At 49.1% G+C, this 16596-nt stretch carries 14 protein-coding genes; 7 read left to right on the top strand and 7 right to left on the bottom strand.

Annotated elements, in window-relative coordinates:
- Positions 1-30: 30 nt before the first annotated feature.
- On the bottom strand, positions 31-1668 hold the full coding sequence (locus ACQ5ES_RS04650; RefSeq protein WP_445014775.1) for a M28 family metallopeptidase: 1638 nt from the start codon (positions 1666-1668) through the stop codon (positions 31-33).
- Between the two features lie 174 nt (positions 1669-1842).
- Here ACQ5ES_RS04650 and ACQ5ES_RS04655 point away from each other — a divergent pair, with 174 nt between their 5' ends.
- The 3 genes from ACQ5ES_RS04655 to ACQ5ES_RS04665 all read left to right on the top strand — a co-directional run bounded on the left by ACQ5ES_RS04655 (position 1843) and on the right by ACQ5ES_RS04665 (position 6804).
- Positions 1843-4002, top strand: coding sequence for a TonB-dependent receptor (locus ACQ5ES_RS04655; RefSeq protein ID WP_445014776.1), 2160 nt, complete (start codon positions 1843-1845; stop codon positions 4000-4002).
- 98 nt (positions 4003-4100) lie between these two features.
- Positions 4101-6362: a S9 family peptidase gene (locus ACQ5ES_RS04660; protein ID WP_445014777.1), complete on the top strand. Its 2262-nt coding sequence runs from the start codon at positions 4101-4103 to the stop codon at positions 6360-6362.
- Between the two features lie 43 nt (positions 6363-6405).
- A complete protein-coding gene (locus ACQ5ES_RS04665; RefSeq protein ID WP_445015388.1) occupies positions 6406-6804 on the top strand; it encodes an acyl-CoA thioesterase in 399 nt (132 codons plus the stop codon).
- 38 nt (positions 6805-6842) lie between these two features.
- On the opposite strand, the gene ACQ5ES_RS04670 is transcribed toward ACQ5ES_RS04665, so the two are convergent.
- Positions 6843-8372 carry a M17 family metallopeptidase gene (locus ACQ5ES_RS04670; protein ID WP_445014778.1) on the bottom strand — a complete coding sequence of 510 codons (1530 nt, stop codon included), beginning with the start codon at positions 8370-8372 and terminating at the stop codon, positions 6843-6845.
- A 22-nt stretch (positions 8373-8394) separates the two neighbouring features.
- A complete protein-coding gene (gene cysS, locus ACQ5ES_RS04675) occupies positions 8395-9777 on the bottom strand; it encodes a cysteine--tRNA ligase (protein ID WP_445014779.1) in 1383 nt (460 codons plus the stop codon).
- 134 nt (positions 9778-9911) lie between these two features.
- Between cysS and ACQ5ES_RS04680 the strand changes: the two genes are divergently transcribed.
- Positions 9912-10412, top strand: coding sequence for a peptidylprolyl isomerase (locus ACQ5ES_RS04680; protein ID WP_445014780.1), 501 nt, complete (start codon positions 9912-9914; stop codon positions 10410-10412).
- A gap of 8 nt (positions 10413-10420) precedes the next feature.
- Complete coding sequence (gene lpxH, locus ACQ5ES_RS04685; RefSeq protein WP_445014781.1) at positions 10421-11176, top strand: UDP-2,3-diacylglucosamine diphosphatase; 756 nt, start codon at positions 10421-10423, stop codon at positions 11174-11176.
- Here the strand turns inward: lpxH and miaE are convergent.
- Positions 11133-11915, bottom strand: coding sequence for a tRNA isopentenyl-2-thiomethyl-A-37 hydroxylase MiaE (miaE, locus tag ACQ5ES_RS04690; protein ID WP_445014782.1), 783 nt, complete (start codon positions 11913-11915; stop codon positions 11133-11135). The genes lpxH and miaE overlap by 44 nt on opposite strands.
- A 194-nt stretch (positions 11916-12109) precedes the next feature.
- On the opposite strand from miaE, the gene ACQ5ES_RS04695 reads away from it, so the two are divergent.
- Together ACQ5ES_RS04695 and ACQ5ES_RS04700 are read left to right on the top strand one after the other, a co-directional pair.
- A complete protein-coding gene (locus tag ACQ5ES_RS04695) occupies positions 12110-12706 on the top strand; it encodes a Yip1 family protein (protein WP_445014783.1) in 597 nt (198 codons plus the stop codon).
- A gap of 206 nt (positions 12707-12912) precedes the next feature.
- The gene (locus ACQ5ES_RS04700) at positions 12913-14211 is read left to right on the top strand and encodes a dicarboxylate/amino acid:cation symporter (RefSeq protein ID WP_445014784.1); all 1299 of its coding nucleotides are present in this window, start codon (positions 12913-12915) and stop codon (positions 14209-14211) included.
- 23 nt (positions 14212-14234) lie between these two features.
- Here ACQ5ES_RS04700 and ACQ5ES_RS04705 read toward each other — a convergent pair whose 3' ends face one another.
- The 3 genes from ACQ5ES_RS04705 to sohB are packed head-to-tail and all read right to left on the bottom strand — an operon-like array spanning position 14235 to position 16524.
- Complete coding sequence (locus tag ACQ5ES_RS04705) at positions 14235-14936, bottom strand: hypothetical protein (protein ID WP_445014785.1); 702 nt, start codon at positions 14934-14936, stop codon at positions 14235-14237.
- Positions 14937-14952: 16 nt separating this feature from the next.
- A complete protein-coding gene (gene smrA / locus ACQ5ES_RS04710; RefSeq protein ID WP_445014786.1) occupies positions 14953-15522 on the bottom strand; it encodes a DNA endonuclease SmrA in 570 nt (189 codons plus the stop codon).
- Between the two features lie 12 nt (positions 15523-15534).
- Entirely contained in the window at positions 15535-16524 is a 990-nt protein-coding gene (gene sohB / locus ACQ5ES_RS04715) for a protease SohB (protein ID WP_445014787.1), read from the bottom strand.
- Positions 16525-16596: the final 72 nt, after the last annotated feature.

Below are 16596 nucleotides of genomic sequence, written 5' to 3' on the forward strand. Positions count from 1 at the left end.
GCGCTGTTTTTTTTGTCTTTCGTTAACTGTTTAGTCCAAATCAGCGAAAAACGAATCCGCCAACCAACGTGGACGCTCCGCAGCATTCGCTATGGTTTTGCCAATCTCATAGTTAATGTTGGTAAAAACCACACCGGCCTCATAATTGATCGGTAAGCTTGGCTGATCGCTGGGGCGATGGTAATGCTCAGCAAAAAATTCTCCCCATATCTCACCACCGTTTTCATCTTCACCTTTAGCGGTAAAGCCGGTCATCAAAAACACTGCAGGAACGCCTTTTTTCACAAACGGATAATGATCTGAACGGGTGAAAATCGCTTGTTCCGGCATGGGGTCTTCACTGAGTTCAATACCGTACTGACCGGCGGCTTCAGCAACCGACTCACCCAAGGTAGAATGGGTCGAGCCAAATGCGATCACATCTGCGAAGTCATACAGTAACACTGGCATGTCAAGATTTACGTTAGCTACGATCTGTTGCAGCGGCACTGTTGGGAAGTGTGCAAAATAGTCAGCACCTAATAAACCACGTTCTTCAGCAGTTACTGACAAGAAGATAATCGAACGTTTTGGTCGTTCTGCCGCTTCGACAAACATCCGCGCCGTTTCCAGTAATACACTCACGCCACTGGCATTATCCATTGCCCCATTATTGATATGATCGTCCTGACTTAAGTCTTGCGTCATACCAATGTGGTCCGAGTGCGCTGTATAAAGCACGTACTCGTTTTTCAGCTCTGGATCACTACCCGGCAAAATAGCAGCTACGTTAGGACTGCTGATCTCTTCATGCTCTGACACCCGGGTCATCGTTACAGAAACACCTAATTCAAACGGTTTAGGCTGCTCTTCTTTTGCCAGTTGCGCTAAAATTTCGTCGAGGCTAATGGCAGCATTGGCGAACAAAGGCTCTGCCGCCTGATAATCAATGTAGGCACCACCGACAATAGTCTTGTAGGCAACGTTTGGCGCGCCGTCCGGGCTCAACCAAGTGACGCTCGGCGCACGTTGATACATGGCACTCACTTTAAACGGACGAACTTTTTCTCGTGCCGGAGTGTGCAAGGTGATCACACCCACTGCACCACGTTCCGCGGCGAATTTTGTTTTGCTGCTATTTAAATGTGCGCCCTCTTCACTCGGCAGTTCTGCCGGACGGCCGCTCAACATCATCACGACTTTGCCATCGACATCGACATTTGCGTAATCATTCAGACCGAACTCTTCCGATACCAGACCGTAGCCAACAAAAACCACTGGCGCTGTCACTTCGTTTTGTTCAGCGTAGGCACTCGGACCGGTCAAAAACTCTTTACCAAACTCTAATTCGAACTGTTCACTACCGGTATCGACGACAAAGCTCGCGCTGCCCTCTTTCAAGCTGCTGCGACGAAATTTTATGCGTTGGTAATAGGTACCATCGTCACCCGCCGGTTGTAGCCCTAACGACTTGAAATTCGAGCCGATGTATTGCGCGGCAATTTCATGTCCACGGCTACCTGTATCACGCCCTTCTAAAGCATCGCTGGCAAGAAATTCTAAGTGCGCTTGTAACGTCTGGGCATCCGCGCTGACGTTGTTGGCATGGACAGGCGGCACGGCTTGCTCAGCACAGGCAAACAAGCCCGTCGACAACAGTGCTGCTCCCATTAAAGTACGAATTCGCATAATTCTTCCTATTTCAAGGGTCTAAAAGCATGATTCTAACCAAGCACCACGTCAGAAACGAGTGAATGTTACAAAGCTTTGTAATCGATTGTTTCAAAGTACTTGAAATCAAGTGTGTATGTTATATTATAACATTACATCTGAACTCGATAATACCAGCTTTCAGGAGACCCTATGTTGCAGTACAGTCCTCTAGCTTTGCTCCTTGCTCAAGTACTTGCTACCCCAGCTTGGGCAGACGAACAGGAACAAACACATCAACACGAAGATACCGAAGTTATCCTTATCAATGCTTCTCCGTTGGCACGAACTGAGCTTAACTCAGCACAGCCTATTTCGGTGTTAAGTGGCGATGAGTTGCGCGAAAAACAAGCTCACACACTCGGTGAGACCTTGGCAAAAGAGCCAGGTATTAACGCCACGCATTTCGCCCGGGTTGCCTCAAGTCCAATTATCCGTGGCCTTGATGGCCCGCGCGTAAAAATCACCCAAAATGGGCTTGATACTGCCGACGTTTCACGTGGAAGTCCCGACCATGCCGTTACCACGGAAACTTCTGTTGCCCAACAAGTTGAGATCTTACGCGGTCCAGCGACCTTACTGTATGGCAGTGGCGCAATCGGTGGGGTTGTTAATGTCGTCGATGAGCGCATCGCACAAGCCTCGGTCGGCGGCACCCGCGGTTTTTTTGGTGGCAACCTTGCCAGCGTCGACGACTTACGTGATTTCAGTGCAGGCATGAGCACCGATGTCGGTGCCACCGTATGGCACTTCGACGGCTTTACGCGCTCAAGTGACGACTACCAAGTTCCCGAATTTACCAATGAAGACGATGAGCGCGTGTCCACTATTGAAAACTCATTTGTCGATGCCACCGGCGGTACAATTGGCACCAGTTACTTATTCGACAAGGGTTATGCTGGATTATCTTATTCTCGTCTCGAGCAAAGTTACGGCATTCCTGGACATCATCACGACGAACATGAAACTGAGCTTGAAAACGACCACGGCAACGAAGCAGAAGCTCTTCCTTACGCCGATCTCGAGCAAGATCGAGTGCAGCTGCACGCCGGTTTTAGCAACCCATTCGAAGGCATAGAAAAGCTGGAAATTCGCTACGGCTACACTGATTACCAGCACCAGGAGATGGAAAACTCTAGTCCCTCCACGACCTTTACTAATAATCAGCATGAATTGCGCATCACTGCCAACCATCATTTGACCGGAAATTGGTATGGCGCCATTGGTTATCACGGCTTTAGCCAACAACAACAAGCCTTTGGCGAAGAGGCCTACACGCCGCCCAGTGAAACTGACCGCCACGGTTTCTTTTGGCTTGCCGAAACCCAAGCCCAAGAGCTGAACTGGCAGACTGGCATTCGCTACGAACGGGTATCTATTGATGCGCCTACGCTAGCTCTTGGCACGCCAAGTTATGAGTTCGAACCTTTCTCAGCCTCGTTCGGGGTTAGCTATCAATGGCAACCTGGGGTTCGTTTAAATGCCAATTTCAGCCACGCACAACGCGCACCATCGGCGAATGAACTCTTCGCTAACGGTGAGCATTTGGCAACACAAACCTACGAGCTAGGTTTAGGTTACGCACTCCATGAGGAGGCTGAACATGTCTACGCCGTTGAAGCAAATGACCGTCGTCCGTTGCTGGAAAAGTCCAACACTCTTGATTTAGGTGCGCATATTGAATCAGGTGATAATCATTTGCATATCAACCTGTTTGCCAACCGTATCGACAATTATGTCTATGAGTCCTTCACACCTATCAATAGCGTTGATCTGGTTGTTGCAGATGACCACGGCCATGACGACGAAGTCGGGCACGAACCGGAAGCTGAAGCTGAGCATGACCACGAAGAAGGACTACCGGTCATTCAATATACTCAGCGCGATGTGCTGCTTTTCGGCTACGAGATCAACGGCCGGTGGCAGTTAGACAAGCAGTGGCGTTTGACTGCATTTAGTGATTATACCCGCGCTTACACCACTGATAATCAGGAAAACCTGCCGCGCCTACCGGCCCAAAGAATCGGGGCTGATGTAACCTACAACCAAGGAAATTGGGAAACCCAGCTCGGCTATATATGGTACAGCCAACAGTCACGCACCGCGGTCTACGAGTCAGCAACGCCGAGTTATGGACTGCTGAATGCTCAGTTTAACTGGTTCCCACAAGCGGGTACCGATTATAATTTGAGTCTTTATCTAAAAGCTGAAAACCTGACTGATAAATTGGGCTATGTGCATACGTCATTCCTGAAAGACACAGCACCCGTTGCTGGTCGTAATTTCAGTATTGGCCTGCGTGGTGAATTCTAGCGCATTCCTTGTACGATCTATCGCAGTGTAGGGTTGCTTGCAGCCTGCTTTGTTACACTAGTAGCGTTTGAAGTTGAACGATTACAAGGACAGCAGGCATGCGAGCGTTCGCGGTAAGTATTCTATTGAGTTTTTTGGTGACCGCAGACGTCGCCGCCCAAGGCACTGCCAGCAACGAAAATTTTGGCAGCACCCAACTCTCTATCGAGCGCATCTTTTCGGCGCCAAGTCTCACCACCATAGCGCCAAGCAATCTGCAGTTTGCTCCTGGTGGTGACAGTATTGCTTACTTGCGCGCCAATTCAGCAAACCCCAACGTTAATGATCTCTGGCTGTATGATGTGCGCCAGCAGCAACACCGATTACTGGTTGCCGCAACACAGCTAGTGAGCAACCCAACCGCCATGTCCACAACCGAACGTGCACGGCGTGAGCGTATGCGCATTCGCAGTAGCGGTATTGTTAACTATCAGTGGTCACCTGATGGTTCACAGCTGTTAATTCCCATCGCCGGCCAACTTCACTTAGTTTCACTGGACGCAGAGCCGGCCGCACAATCAACTGTGAAACAGTTAGTCAGTGTCGACACGAAAGCGACGGACGCCCGCTTCTCACCGCGAGGTCGGTTCGTCAGCTTTGTTAATGATGGCGCCTTATTTATCATTGAACTGGCGACCGGTGAACTGCAACAAATCAGCGCAAGCGGCAGTGCGACCGTGACGTATGCCACCGCCGAGTTTGTTGCGCAAGAAGAAATGAAGCGTATGACCGGTTACTGGTGGAGCCCTGATGAGACAACCATAGCCCTCACCCGGGTTGATACTAGTGCCGTCAATGTGCATGCTCGCACCGACGTTTATGCTGATCGTACAGAATTGATGAAACAGCGTTATCCGTTTACTGGTACTGCCAATGCAACTGTCGATTTAGGCTTGTACCATCGCGCAACCGACAACATACGCTGGCTTAACTTGCCCGAACGTCATCGCGAAGGTTATCTGGCACGCGTCAAATGGTTACCGGATAGTTCTCAGGTAAGCTATCAATGGCAGACCCGCAACCAACAACAGTTAACCCTCTATCTCCAGGCCCGTAACGCCAAAGACGCCACAGCGGTGCTCAGTGAAACCAACAGCAGCTGGGTCAATTTACATGATGACTTGGTTTTTTTAGAAGATTCCCGACATTTTATCTGGGCATCCGAGCGTAGCGGTTTCAAACATCTTTATTTATATCGTACTGACGGTAGCCTGATACGGCAATTAACCAGTGGTGACTGGCAGGTCGATAGCGTTAGTGCGGTCGATGACACCACCGGTTTTGTTTATTTTACTGGTCGCAAAACCACGCCACTGGAGCGCCATTTATTTCGCGCCAGCATGACTACATCAAGTCCGAACCAACCGACGCAACTTAGTCAACGGCCGGGTATGCACAGCATTACTTTCGCCGGCGATCAACGCAGCTACATTGATAGCTTCTCCAGTAGCACCCAACCGCCGCAAGTCAGTCTGCACGGGCCAACCGGTGAACGAATTGTCTGGTTACACCAAAATTTAATCGATGAAAAACATCCGCTGGCGAGCTACTTAGCAAACTGGTCTTATCCCGAGTTTGGCCAGTTACGTGCCGCGGACGATCAAGTTTTGTATTATCAGCTGACTAAGCCAGCACGTATGGTTGATAATCAATCCTATCCAGTTGTTGTGATGGTCTACGGCGGCCCCCGCGCCCAGCGTGTTACTAATAGTTGGGGCGACTACTTCAGTCAGTATCTTGCCCAACAGGGTTTTGTGGTTTTTCAACTGGACAACCGCGGCAGTGGTAATCGTGGTAAGCGCTTTGAACAAGTCCTCTACCGAAATTTAGCGCAAGCTGAAGTCGCCGATCAGGTTGTCGGCGCAAAATTTCTAAAATCTTTACCTTATATCGATGATGAACGGATTGGTGTGTTCGGTCACAGTTACGGTGGCTACATGGCATTGCATTTGATTTTGCGTCACCCAGAGGACTTTAGTGCAGCAGTCGCAGGCGCACCAGTGACCGACTGGCGTTTGTACGATACCCACTATACGGAACGTTATATGGGGACCCCGCAAGACAATCCCGATGGCTACCAAGCTGCTGATGTTCTCACCTACGCCGAGCAATTAGCGCAACCGTTATTGATTTATCATGGTATGGCCGACGACAATGTGCTTTACACCCACACAGCGAAACTTTCATTCGCCTTACAACAAGCCACACTACCCTTTGAGCTGATGGCTTATCCTGGCAAGCAACATGGTCTGCGCGGCCGGGAAACCTCAATTCATCGGTATCAATTGGTAGCAGACTTTTTTGCGCGCCACTTGCAATAAGATATACTGAGCGCATCAATTTGATTCACGGAGTGATTTTATGATGCGCTTTCTTTCCCGGCGACTAGTAATGCCGAACGACCTCAATTTCGCAGGTTCACTTTTTGGTGGCCGTATTCTCGAGTGGATCGATGAAGAAGCTTATATTTTTGCCGCCTGCCAACTTGATACAAAAAGCTTAGTGACCAAACACATTGGTGCCATTAGTTTTGAAACATCAGCCTATCAAGGTGATGTGGTCGAGTTTGGTCTCGGGGTGAAGCAGGTGGGGCGTAGCTCAGTCACCTTGACCTGCGTGGTACGTAATAAACAGACCAAACAAAATATTTGTGTGGCTGATGATATTGTCTTTGTTCACATCGATCCAGCAAGTCGCCAACCACAACCGCACGGAAAAACGAAAGAACAACTCGATTCAATTAAAATAGAAACGCCGGAATAATCCGGCGTTTTTTCGCTCTTAAGGTTGTTGTCTAGACGCTACTTATGTAAGTACGCGCCCGCAAAACAGGTCACCGGTGCACCACTTGGCTTACCGTGCTGCCAATCCCCTCCTTCGACGCCACTACCGGCAATATCGATATGCACATAAGGAATTGGATGATCACTGTCATTGCCATGACCATCAAGCCCTGCCGCGATCGTTAAAAATGCCATGGGGAACTGATGCCCACGCTTCGTCGTCGCAGAGGACCCATTATTACTGGAAAGTACATCATCAGACTTGGTGTGCGGAGCAACAAAGGCAAAATCTTCACGCCGTGACCAGCTTATTTCAGTTGGGTCGCCATACACTTCACCGGCTTCCCAAAGTCGATCAGGTAACCCTTGCGCATGAGCAGGTCCATTGGGTACCAAGGCACTGTATGGACCTTTCGCTAACGCCGCATGACCGGTCAGGGTTGCCACACTGAACAGTTGCGGACGTGGGTAATTGCCAGCTTGTACCCGCAAATGCGAAAGCAAGTCTGCCAACACCAAGCGCCCTTCGGCATCGGTATTACCGATACGCACTCGCACCCCACTGTGAGCTTTTATGATTTCATCGGCCACAAAGGCATCCGCGCCAATACTGTTACGCACAACACCCAGTTCAGCGACGACACTAACCGTCTCTGGACGCATTTCCGCGACTGTTTTCATGAATCCGGCAACTCCAGCTGCGCCGCCTTTATCGCGGCTCATACCAGCCATGTGTCCGCCGGTTTTCAAATCGGCACCACCGGTATCATAAACAATACCTTTACCTGCAAACATTAGGGTTTGTTCCGCAGCTGGCGCGGTGTATTCCAGCCGCACCACACATGGCCAATGACGTTCAACATCAAGCGATGCGCGGCCCACAGCCATCAACAACGGGTACTCATGCTGCAACTGTTGCACGTCATCAATTACCGTAACTTTAACTGGTGTGTGGGCAAAGGCTTGCTGGCAATATTCAGCAAAGCGCGGTGGTGCCATACGCTCAGGCTCGGTACCACAAAGGTCACGCGCCACCCGCTTACCGGCTTCGACCGCAGTCAACCAAGCACTGTCCAGAGTGCCCACCACACCCACATTAGTGATAGTTTCGATGGCCTCTTCGCCCAGCGCTTCGCGTGCTTCAAGTGGCTCATAGAGTGCCTGACACAAGCCCCAATACGCGACCGCTTCAGCCTGACCATAGCGCGCATCATTTTGCGTGCCAAATACCACCAGTAACGGCTTGCGCACCCCGGCTTGCTGCGCAATTCGTGCACCTGCGCCAGCCGCGTCGGAGATATTACGTACATCATCATAATCACGCGTTAACGGTCCCGTCGGCGCAGTGATCAAACGCCCGCCAAAGACATCTGAAGCGACCATTAACGGCTGCTTACCTACGCGTAGATCAGACTGTTGGGCGCGGCCAACAAAATCAGCAAATTCGGCGGGCACCGCCTGCTCATAATCACCCACTAAGATAACTGCATCATAGTCATCATGTGCAGCACTGTAACTTTCAACTACTTCAACTGTTGGAAATGCCATAGCTATCCTCGTTGTTGTCAAATTAGATGCGCCGCCAGCGTGTGCCTTGCGGGGTATCTTCAAGTTCAATTCCTAGTGCAATTAATTCATCACGAGCTGCATCTGCGGCAGCCCAATCCTTATTCGCTCGGGCACTATCACGTGTGGCAATCAACGCTTCGATTGCTGTGCTATCCGTCGTCGTACTACTGGCGCCACTTTGCAGGAACATTTCCGGTTGCTGTTGTAATAAACCAAGTATACCACCCAGCTGTTTAAGTAAAGCAGCGAATTGCGCGGCGCGCTCAGGCGCTTCGGCACGATGGATTTCGCGGGCCAAATCAAATAGTACTGGCAGTGCTTCGGGCACGTTAAAGTCGTCATCCATCGCCTTTTCAAAGCGCTCGCTATAAGGCTTGGCCAGTGCAGTATCCACTGCAGTCTCCGGTACATCACGCAAAGCGGTATACAAACGTTCCAATCCAGCGCGCGCCTGATCAAGGTTATCGGTCGAATAATTTAATTGTGAGCGATAATGACTCGACACCAGGAAATAGCGCACAGTTTCGGCGTCGTATTGCGCCAACACATCACGGATGGTAAAAAAATTACCCAACGACTTGGACATTTTCACCGCATCTACTTGTACCATGCCACTGTGCATCCAAAAGTTCACATAATCATTGTTGTTGGCGCAGCAGCTTTGTGCAACTTCATTTTCGTGGTGCGGAAAAATAAGATCGGAACCACCGCCATGAATATCGAAATGCTCGCCAAGGTGGCGCTTGTTCATCGCTGAACATTCGATATGCCAGCCCGGACGCCCTTCGCCCCACGGTGATGCCCAACTTGGTTCGTCTGCTTTAGCGCGTTTCCACAACACGAAATCAAGAGGATCGATTTTATTTTGCGCAACATCTACACGCGAGCCCGCTTGCAACTGGTCCAGATCCTGCTTACTCAAACGTCCGTAATTTTCAAAACTGCTGACATCAAACAATACATCGCCATCGTCAGCCACATAAGCGTGACCGCGAGCGATTAAGGTTTCAATCATCGTAATGATGTCACCCATGTGCGCCGTCACCGTTGGCTCAATATCAGGACGCAACAAATTTAATGCGTCGAAGTCATCATGCATCGCCTTGGTAAAACGCTCAGTAACCGCTGCTATCGCTTCGTTATTCTCGTTGGCACGGCGAATGATCTTGTCATCCACATCGGTGATATTACGTACATAAGTAACTTTGAAGCCTTTCGCACGCAAGTAGCGCACAACCACATCAAAAGCGACATAAGTCCGTGCATGTCCAATATGACAGTAGTCATAAATCGTTACGCCACAGACATAGAGTTTCACCTCGCCTGGGGTGATCGGTTGAAAAGTTTCTTTACTACGACGTAACGTATCAAAAATGGTCAACATGCAATTTTCGGCTCCAAACTAAGATTCCTAAGCTGGTTATGATAACGCATGGTGTAGCCTTCTCACAAACAGTGCTAAACTAATGCCAGTTTTATTTCACATCTAATCTAACAGCCAGAAAATGGAGTGACCCCATGCAAGTTACTTTGCACACGAATCAGGGTGCGATTACGTTGGAATTGTATCCAGAGCAAGCGCCAAAAACCGTTGACAACTTTTTGCGTTATGTCCGCGAAGGCTTTTACAGCGGAACTTTAATGCACCGTGTGATCAAAGGATTCATGATTCAAGGCGGAGGTTTCAATGATGAAATGGTGCAAAAAAACCCGCATGACGCTATTGAGAATGAAGCTGATAACGGTTTGAAGAACAAAAAAGGCACCGTTGCCATGGCCCGTACGCAAGATCCACATTCGGCGACCAGTCAGTTCTTTATCAACCTCGCTGACAATGAATTCTTGAATTTTAAAAACGAGAGCGTTGGCGGTTGGGGCTACTGCGTGTTCGGTGAGGTTGTGCAAGGTATGGACGTAGTTGAAAAGATCGGTCAGGTGTATACCACCCAAGCCGGTTTCCACCAAGACGTACCCAAAGACGACGTTGTCATCGAAAAAGCCACGGTCGACGGCGAATAAGCCCGACCATGGCAACCTGGTTCATTTCTGATTTGCATCTGAGCCCGTCGCGTCCCGATATTGCGCATTTGTTTTTTGATTTCTTGCGCGATTCAGCTCGCGGTGCAGATCGCCTGTTTATTCTTGGTGATCTGTTCGATGCCTGGATTGGAGATGATGATACCAGTGTCTTTGCGGCGCAAGTCCAGCAGGAGTTGCGCCATTTTACCGACCACGGAATTCCAACTTATTTTATTGCCGGCAATCGTGACTTTTTGGTTGGCAATACATTTGCAGAAGCAACTGGTGTCGAATTACTCGACGACCCCACCGTGATTGACCTTTATGGCACGCCCACCTTGCTGCTACACGGTGACTTGTTATGCAGCGACGATCACAATTATCAACGTTTTCGTCATTGGATTCGTAAGCCTTGGTTAACGCGGGTACTGCTTAGCTTACCCTTGACGCTTCGTATGAAAATTGCGACGAAGTTGCGGCAGTCCAGCAAAACTCAACAACCTCTTAGCGAAGCTGAGCTGGAAATTATGGATGCCAACCCCACTACCATTGTTGACTATTTCAACACGTACAATGTACAACAGATGATTCACGGTCATACCCATCGGCCAGCAACCCATGAACATGAGCTAGCATCCGGGCAGCATGCAACACGCATCGTGCTTGGTGATTGGTACACTCAGGGAAGTATGCTGAAAGTTACCGCACACAGTTGTGAACTTACCCAGCAGCCGTTACCTGAGGTCGGCCACTATGAAACTTAAAGTCATCATCGAACGCCGTAATTAATTCAGCTTCGTGTTCACCGAAGTACGCAATTCGCGCACTAATATCACCCTCAGCGATACTCTCAGCTAGCGTAAGATAGTCTTGATAATGCCGCGCTTCTGAGCGCAACAAAGAAATGTAGAAGTCAGCAAGATCGGCAGGAAGGTGGGGCGCTAACATGGCAAACCGCTCACAGGAACGCGCTTCAATGTAAGCACCGCAAATAAGTTTATCGACCAAAGTCGCTGGCTCATGGGTGCGTACATGCCTGAGCAGCTCTTTGGCATAACGACTTGAACGAACTTGCTGATACGCGATGCCATGTGCCTCAGCCACTACAAGCACTTGATAAAAATGATGCAACTCTTCTTTTATCAGCAACACCATTTTATCAATTAGCGCCTGACTGTAGGGTTTGTCTTCACGCGGTATCATGGTGCGTTTCAAGCCTTTATCTCGACCCAGCGTCCGCCAATCTCCTTCCATCCGATAAGTGAAAGCTTCATAAGGCTCTAACCATTGCAGTAAAGCTTCAGCACTAGCCGCATCGACGGCGTAGCGTCGTATCAGCAACATCGCGCTTTGTGCTGCTTTCAGCTCACACACCAGATGATCACGCAACAATACCGGTAGATTCTCCGGCTTTTTCGCCTCCTTCACCCATTCGTCAGGGGTTTCACACTGAAGAAATTGTCGTATGGGGATTAAAAGTTGTTCGATAGCAGTAAGATTCATAGCGAAACCGAAATTCAAAAAATCATGGACCGGTGAATTGAAGTGCTAGTGTACTAAGAAATTGCCAAAGCTGTCACTGAAAAAGCCTTGACTCTGCTGTAAATCCGACCAATATAGATGCGAAGTCGGCTAAAAAAATCGACATACAAAAACAATAATAAATTTTATAAAACAACGAGAAGTAGAGGTTCACCATGATTTTGAATCACATTTGGGGACTGTACGCACACCCACGCGAAGAGTGGAAGAGTATTGATGAACGCCATGAAAGTATGACGTTTGCATTAAGCCATATCCTCATCATCGCATTAATTCCGTGTGTGGCAGCGTATTATGCATCGGCTGAGCTAGGCTGGAGTATCGGTGCACGGCAGGCTACCTACTTAACCCAAAGCAGCGCGATAACACTTTCTGTCGCCATGTACCTTGGCATCATTGTGGCGGCTTTTGCGCTGGCTTATCTGATCCATTGGATGGCCAAAACCTTTGGTGCTGCCCCTACGTTTACCCAGTCAATGGAACTTGCGGCCTATACCGCAACACCAGCGATTATGTCTGGCGTTGCAGCGTTGTATCCAGAATTATGGTTTGTCACTATGGCATTTCTTGCTGGCATCGCCTATTCCGTCTACTTGCTTTACTCTGGAGTTCCAATTTTGATGCATATTCCAGAAGAACGTGGCTTTATTTATGCCAGTTCCGTGGTAACTGCTGGCTTAATCATGTTGGTGGTACTTATGGTCACCTCTGCAATGGTTTGGACTAATGGCTTCGGACCACAATATATGTAAGGGTTTTAGTTAAAAAAAAGCTGGCTCAGGCCAGCTTTTTTTATACTTGTTCGCTGGTCTGCTTGAGAAAACTATCCGTCATATTCTGCCCCCTCTTTACCGCAAGTTGGTAGGGTTTTACGGCAGCTTATGGGTACAATAGTAAAATCATTTCTAAAATTCTGATAATCTGTGCCAGATTAAACCATTCAACGACAGGTAAATGTATGCGTGATAATAAGAAAAAGCTAAACCTAACAACGCGTATCGTAATTGGTATGTTCGCGGGTATCGCCGTTGGTTTCCTACTTAAACTGTTGTTTCCGGACAGTATTTTAGTCGAAGGCTACCTTACCAAAGGGTTATTCCACGTCGTCGGGCAGATCTTTATTAGCTCGCTACAGATGTTGGTGGTGCCGCTGGTGTTCGTCTCACTGGTGGTCGGCACGTGTTCCATTAGCGACCCAAGTAAGCTCGGCCGTCTTGGTGGTAAAGCCGTAAGTTTATATATGGTTACTACCGCTATAGCGATCTCTTTTGCTATTTTTGCTGCGGTGTTGATACAACCTGGTGCCGGTATAGAGCTGCAATCAGACGCAACCTTCGAACCTAGTCAGGCTCCGTCGTTAGCACAAGTCATTATCGACCTGTTTCCGAAAAACCCGTTCTCGGCTATGGCCAACGGTAACATGCTGCAGATTATCGTATTTGCTCTGTTATTCGGTATCTCGATGGCGTTGATTGGTAAGTCTGGCGATCGCTTGAAAGTTTTTTTTGATGACTTTAACGAAGTCATCATGAAACTAGTTATCATCCTGATGAACCTTGCCCCGTATGGTGTGTTCGCGTTGATGGCTAAGTTATTTAGCGAAACTCAGTTTGAAACCATTTTCAGTCTTGGCAAATACTTCTTATTAGTCTTCTTTGTGCTGATTCTTCATGGCGTCATCACCTATTCACTCATCTTGAAGGGCTTGACCGGCTTGAGTCCGTGGACCTTCCTGAAGAAAATGCGCGAAGTACAAATTTTCGGATTCAGTACGTCCAGTAGTAATGCCACCATTCCGGTAACGCTTGAGACGGTCACCAAGCGGCTTGGGGTAAGCAACAGTATTGGTTCATTTACTGTGCCTTTAGGTGCCACCATCAATATGGACGGTACCGCCATCATGCAAGGTGTAGCGACAGTGTTCATCGCTCAGGTCTACCTGGTTGACTTAAGTATCGCCGACTATGCGATGGTGGTGCTAACTGCAACCCTAGCGAGTGTAGGTACTGCAGGCGTTCCCGGAGTAGGCCTCATCATGCTAGCGATGGTACTTGGCCAAGTTGGTCTCCCGGTCGAGGGTATCGGTCTGATTATCGGTGTCGACCGCTTGCTGGATATGACCCGTACGTCTGTTAACGTCACCGGTGACGCTATGGTGAGCTTAATCGTCGCTAAAAGCGAAGGTGAGCTGAATGAGAAAGTTTTCAACGATAGCGAAGCGGATCTCAAAGAACGCGACGTTTCAGAGCAACTTTAACGGAATGACAAAAGGGGGTGTTGTTAAAACGCCCCCATTTCCCGCCAGGCAAAACGCATCAATTCTTGCATATCGACCGTCATGGTCTCCGTGTTACCACGAATAGCTTGCTGTATAAACTGCTCAAGCAACGGCCCCAACAGACTATCAACCCATTCCTGACTACTCTGTTGGCTATGGATCCGCGGCAACACCAAACGTTCTAACTTCACGCTCAACAGGGGCTGCCCCTGATCAAACAAATTCACGACCACATCTTCAAGGGCGACCTCATCCACTTGCCAGATAACTTGTTCACTGGCGCGCTGTACCGGAAGTTGTGCTTGAACGTTTTCAATCAGTTGATGAAGGTTTGATTGCCCTTTACCATAGTACGCGATAGTTAGTTGCGCATTGACAATCTGAGCACTTTCGAGACGTAGCTGGTCCTGCTGTTGGGTAAGCCAATCACCGGTTAACCTGACACGCTCAGCCCACAATAACTGATTTAGTCCAGCATCGAGTTGCTGCACGCGTGTTTTCACCCCAACATCTGTCGCCACCAACTCCGCAGTCAACGTATTCAACTCAAAATCGTGATAACTAAAACTGGCATTGTACTTTTCATCCACCCGCTCAGTCAGATCCTGCGCGACTCTCTCGGACAGGGTTTGTTCCGGCAATGCTTCCGCGCAGCCCGATAGCGTTAATGCCAAAATGCCCGCGCTCAGTAACGACAATTTCATAAATGACTCCTGAATATCAACGCTTTTGATGGCGCTCACGATTTTCGTGTTTTTGCTCAGCGTTCTTGCGTAACATCACGTAGACCGACCCTGCACCACCGTGATGGCGTTGCGCACTGTGATAGGCCATAACTGGATCGAGTTGTTTTAACCATTTGGCGACGTAGCTTTTAAGCAATGCCGGATGGGGCTTTGAGTGCCGTCCCATACCATGTACCACGATGGCCGAGCGTACGCCGCGGCGATGGCAAAGTTGAATAAAATCGAACAATGCCTCGCGCGCCCGTCGTAACGAGTGGTGGTGTAAATCCAACGTCGCCTCAAGGGTGTATTGGCCCTGTTTCAGACGTTTAAATACACCGTGCTGCACACCGTCACGACGAAATTCAACCTCCTGCTCCGGCGCAACAAAGTCGACAAACTCCATCGACAAATAATTGATGTCGTCTTCAAGGTTCTTCTCTGCTGCCTCGCGGCGTGCCAGTTGAGCCGCACTTGGCTTGGCTTTCTTGGGCTCAATCACGTCATTAGCCAGAGGTTTCACCCCGGCCATCTCACGTAGAAACTCATCAACATCGTCACGCATAACAACTCCAGTTTACGACTTTGTCAAAAACTCCCGAATACTTGTCAGTACGGCGGTAACGTTCTTCCCGATCCGTTCACCTAATGGCCGCTTAACATGGTAACGAATATGGTAGATGCCATGATCGTGGCAACGCGCCAGCAGCCAGCTGTCAGTCGTGCAGATTTCATCAACCAACTTAAAGTCGATGGCTTGCTGCGCAGTCCAGTACTCACCGGTCGCTACCTTAGCTAAGTCGACTTGCGGTCGATAGTCGGCGATATGCTGCTTGAACTGCTTATGGACCTGCTCAAGGTCTTCTTTAAACTTGCGGCGGCCGGCATCAGTGTTCTCGCCGAATACCGATAAGGTGCGTTTGTAATCGCCGGCGGTAACTTGTTCAAAATCGACGTCGTGCTTCTTTAACCAACGATGGAAGTTCGGTAATTGGGCAACAACGCCAATAGAACCAATAATCGCAAAGGGTGCGGCAATAATTTTCTCGCCCACAGCAGCCATCATATAGCCGCCACTAGCCGCTACTTTATCGACACCTATAATCAGTTTCAGTTCAGCATCGCGTAAACGTTGTAATTGTGCCGCAGCTAAACCATAGCCATGCACCACTCCACCAGGGCTCTCTAGCCGCACAAATACGGTATCCCCAGCTTTCGCCGCGCCGATTACCGCATTAATTTCGCGTTGCAGATTTTCAACTTCGTGGGCATCCATGCTGCCATTAAAATCAATTACAAACACCCGTTGCTCACTCGGCTTTTCGCTTTTCTCTGCCTTCTTTGCTTGTTTGTTAGCCTGTTTACGTTGTTTTTTGTTGAGGGTCTCCAACTCAATGGTTTGCGCGCTATAACGCAAATCCCGCGCCAGATTTCGCACCTGCAGCTCACCTTCCTGTCGACGCTGTCGTTGCGCGGCGTTACTTATCACGGCTACGATCAGCATAATCGCCATGACAATAATCGCCGCTTTTACGACAAAGTCAGCTATCTCTAAAATAAACGTCATAATTTCCTCATCTGCAGCTTGGTTTAATTCATCACATAAAAAAGGGCCGACAAGCGGCCCTTTTGCAACTCA

This window comes from Pseudidiomarina xizangensis (genome assembly GCF_052541995.1).

Excerpts from the sequence above, each read along its gene's own strand:
- smrA (WP_445014786.1), bottom strand. The coding sequence starts at position 15,522 with ATGCGTGACGATGTTGATGAGTTTCTACGTGAGATGGCCGGGGTGAAA.
- ACQ5ES_RS04660 (WP_445014777.1), top strand. The coding sequence starts at position 4,101 with ATGCGAGCGTTCGCGGTAAGTATTCTATTGAGTTTTTTGGTGACCGCA.
- cysS (WP_445014779.1), bottom strand. The coding sequence starts at position 9,777 with ATGTTGACCATTTTTGATACGTTACGTCGTAGTAAAGAAACTTTTCAA.
- ACQ5ES_RS04670 (WP_445014778.1), bottom strand. The coding sequence starts at position 8,372 with ATGGCATTTCCAACAGTTGAAGTAGTTGAAAGTTACAGTGCTGCACAT.
- ACQ5ES_RS04665 (WP_445015388.1), top strand. The coding sequence starts at position 6,406 with ATGCGCTTTCTTTCCCGGCGACTAGTAATGCCGAACGACCTCAATTTC.
- ACQ5ES_RS04650 (WP_445014775.1), bottom strand. The coding sequence starts at position 1,668 with ATGCGAATTCGTACTTTAATGGGAGCAGCACTGTTGTCGACGGGCTTG.
- miaE (WP_445014782.1), bottom strand. The coding sequence starts at position 11,915 with ATGAATCTTACTGCTATCGAACAACTTTTAATCCCCATACGACAATTT.
- ACQ5ES_RS04705 (WP_445014785.1), bottom strand. The coding sequence starts at position 14,936 with ATGAAATTGTCGTTACTGAGCGCGGGCATTTTGGCATTAACGCTATCG.
- sohB (WP_445014787.1), bottom strand. The coding sequence starts at position 16,524 with ATGACGTTTATTTTAGAGATAGCTGACTTTGTCGTAAAAGCGGCGATT.
- lpxH (WP_445014781.1), top strand. The coding sequence starts at position 10,421 with ATGGCAACCTGGTTCATTTCTGATTTGCATCTGAGCCCGTCGCGTCCC.
- ACQ5ES_RS04680 (WP_445014780.1), top strand. The coding sequence starts at position 9,912 with ATGCAAGTTACTTTGCACACGAATCAGGGTGCGATTACGTTGGAATTG.
- ACQ5ES_RS04655 (WP_445014776.1), top strand. The coding sequence starts at position 1,843 with ATGTTGCAGTACAGTCCTCTAGCTTTGCTCCTTGCTCAAGTACTTGCT.
- ACQ5ES_RS04695 (WP_445014783.1), top strand. The coding sequence starts at position 12,110 with ATGATTTTGAATCACATTTGGGGACTGTACGCACACCCACGCGAAGAG.
- ACQ5ES_RS04700 (WP_445014784.1), top strand. The coding sequence starts at position 12,913 with ATGCGTGATAATAAGAAAAAGCTAAACCTAACAACGCGTATCGTAATT.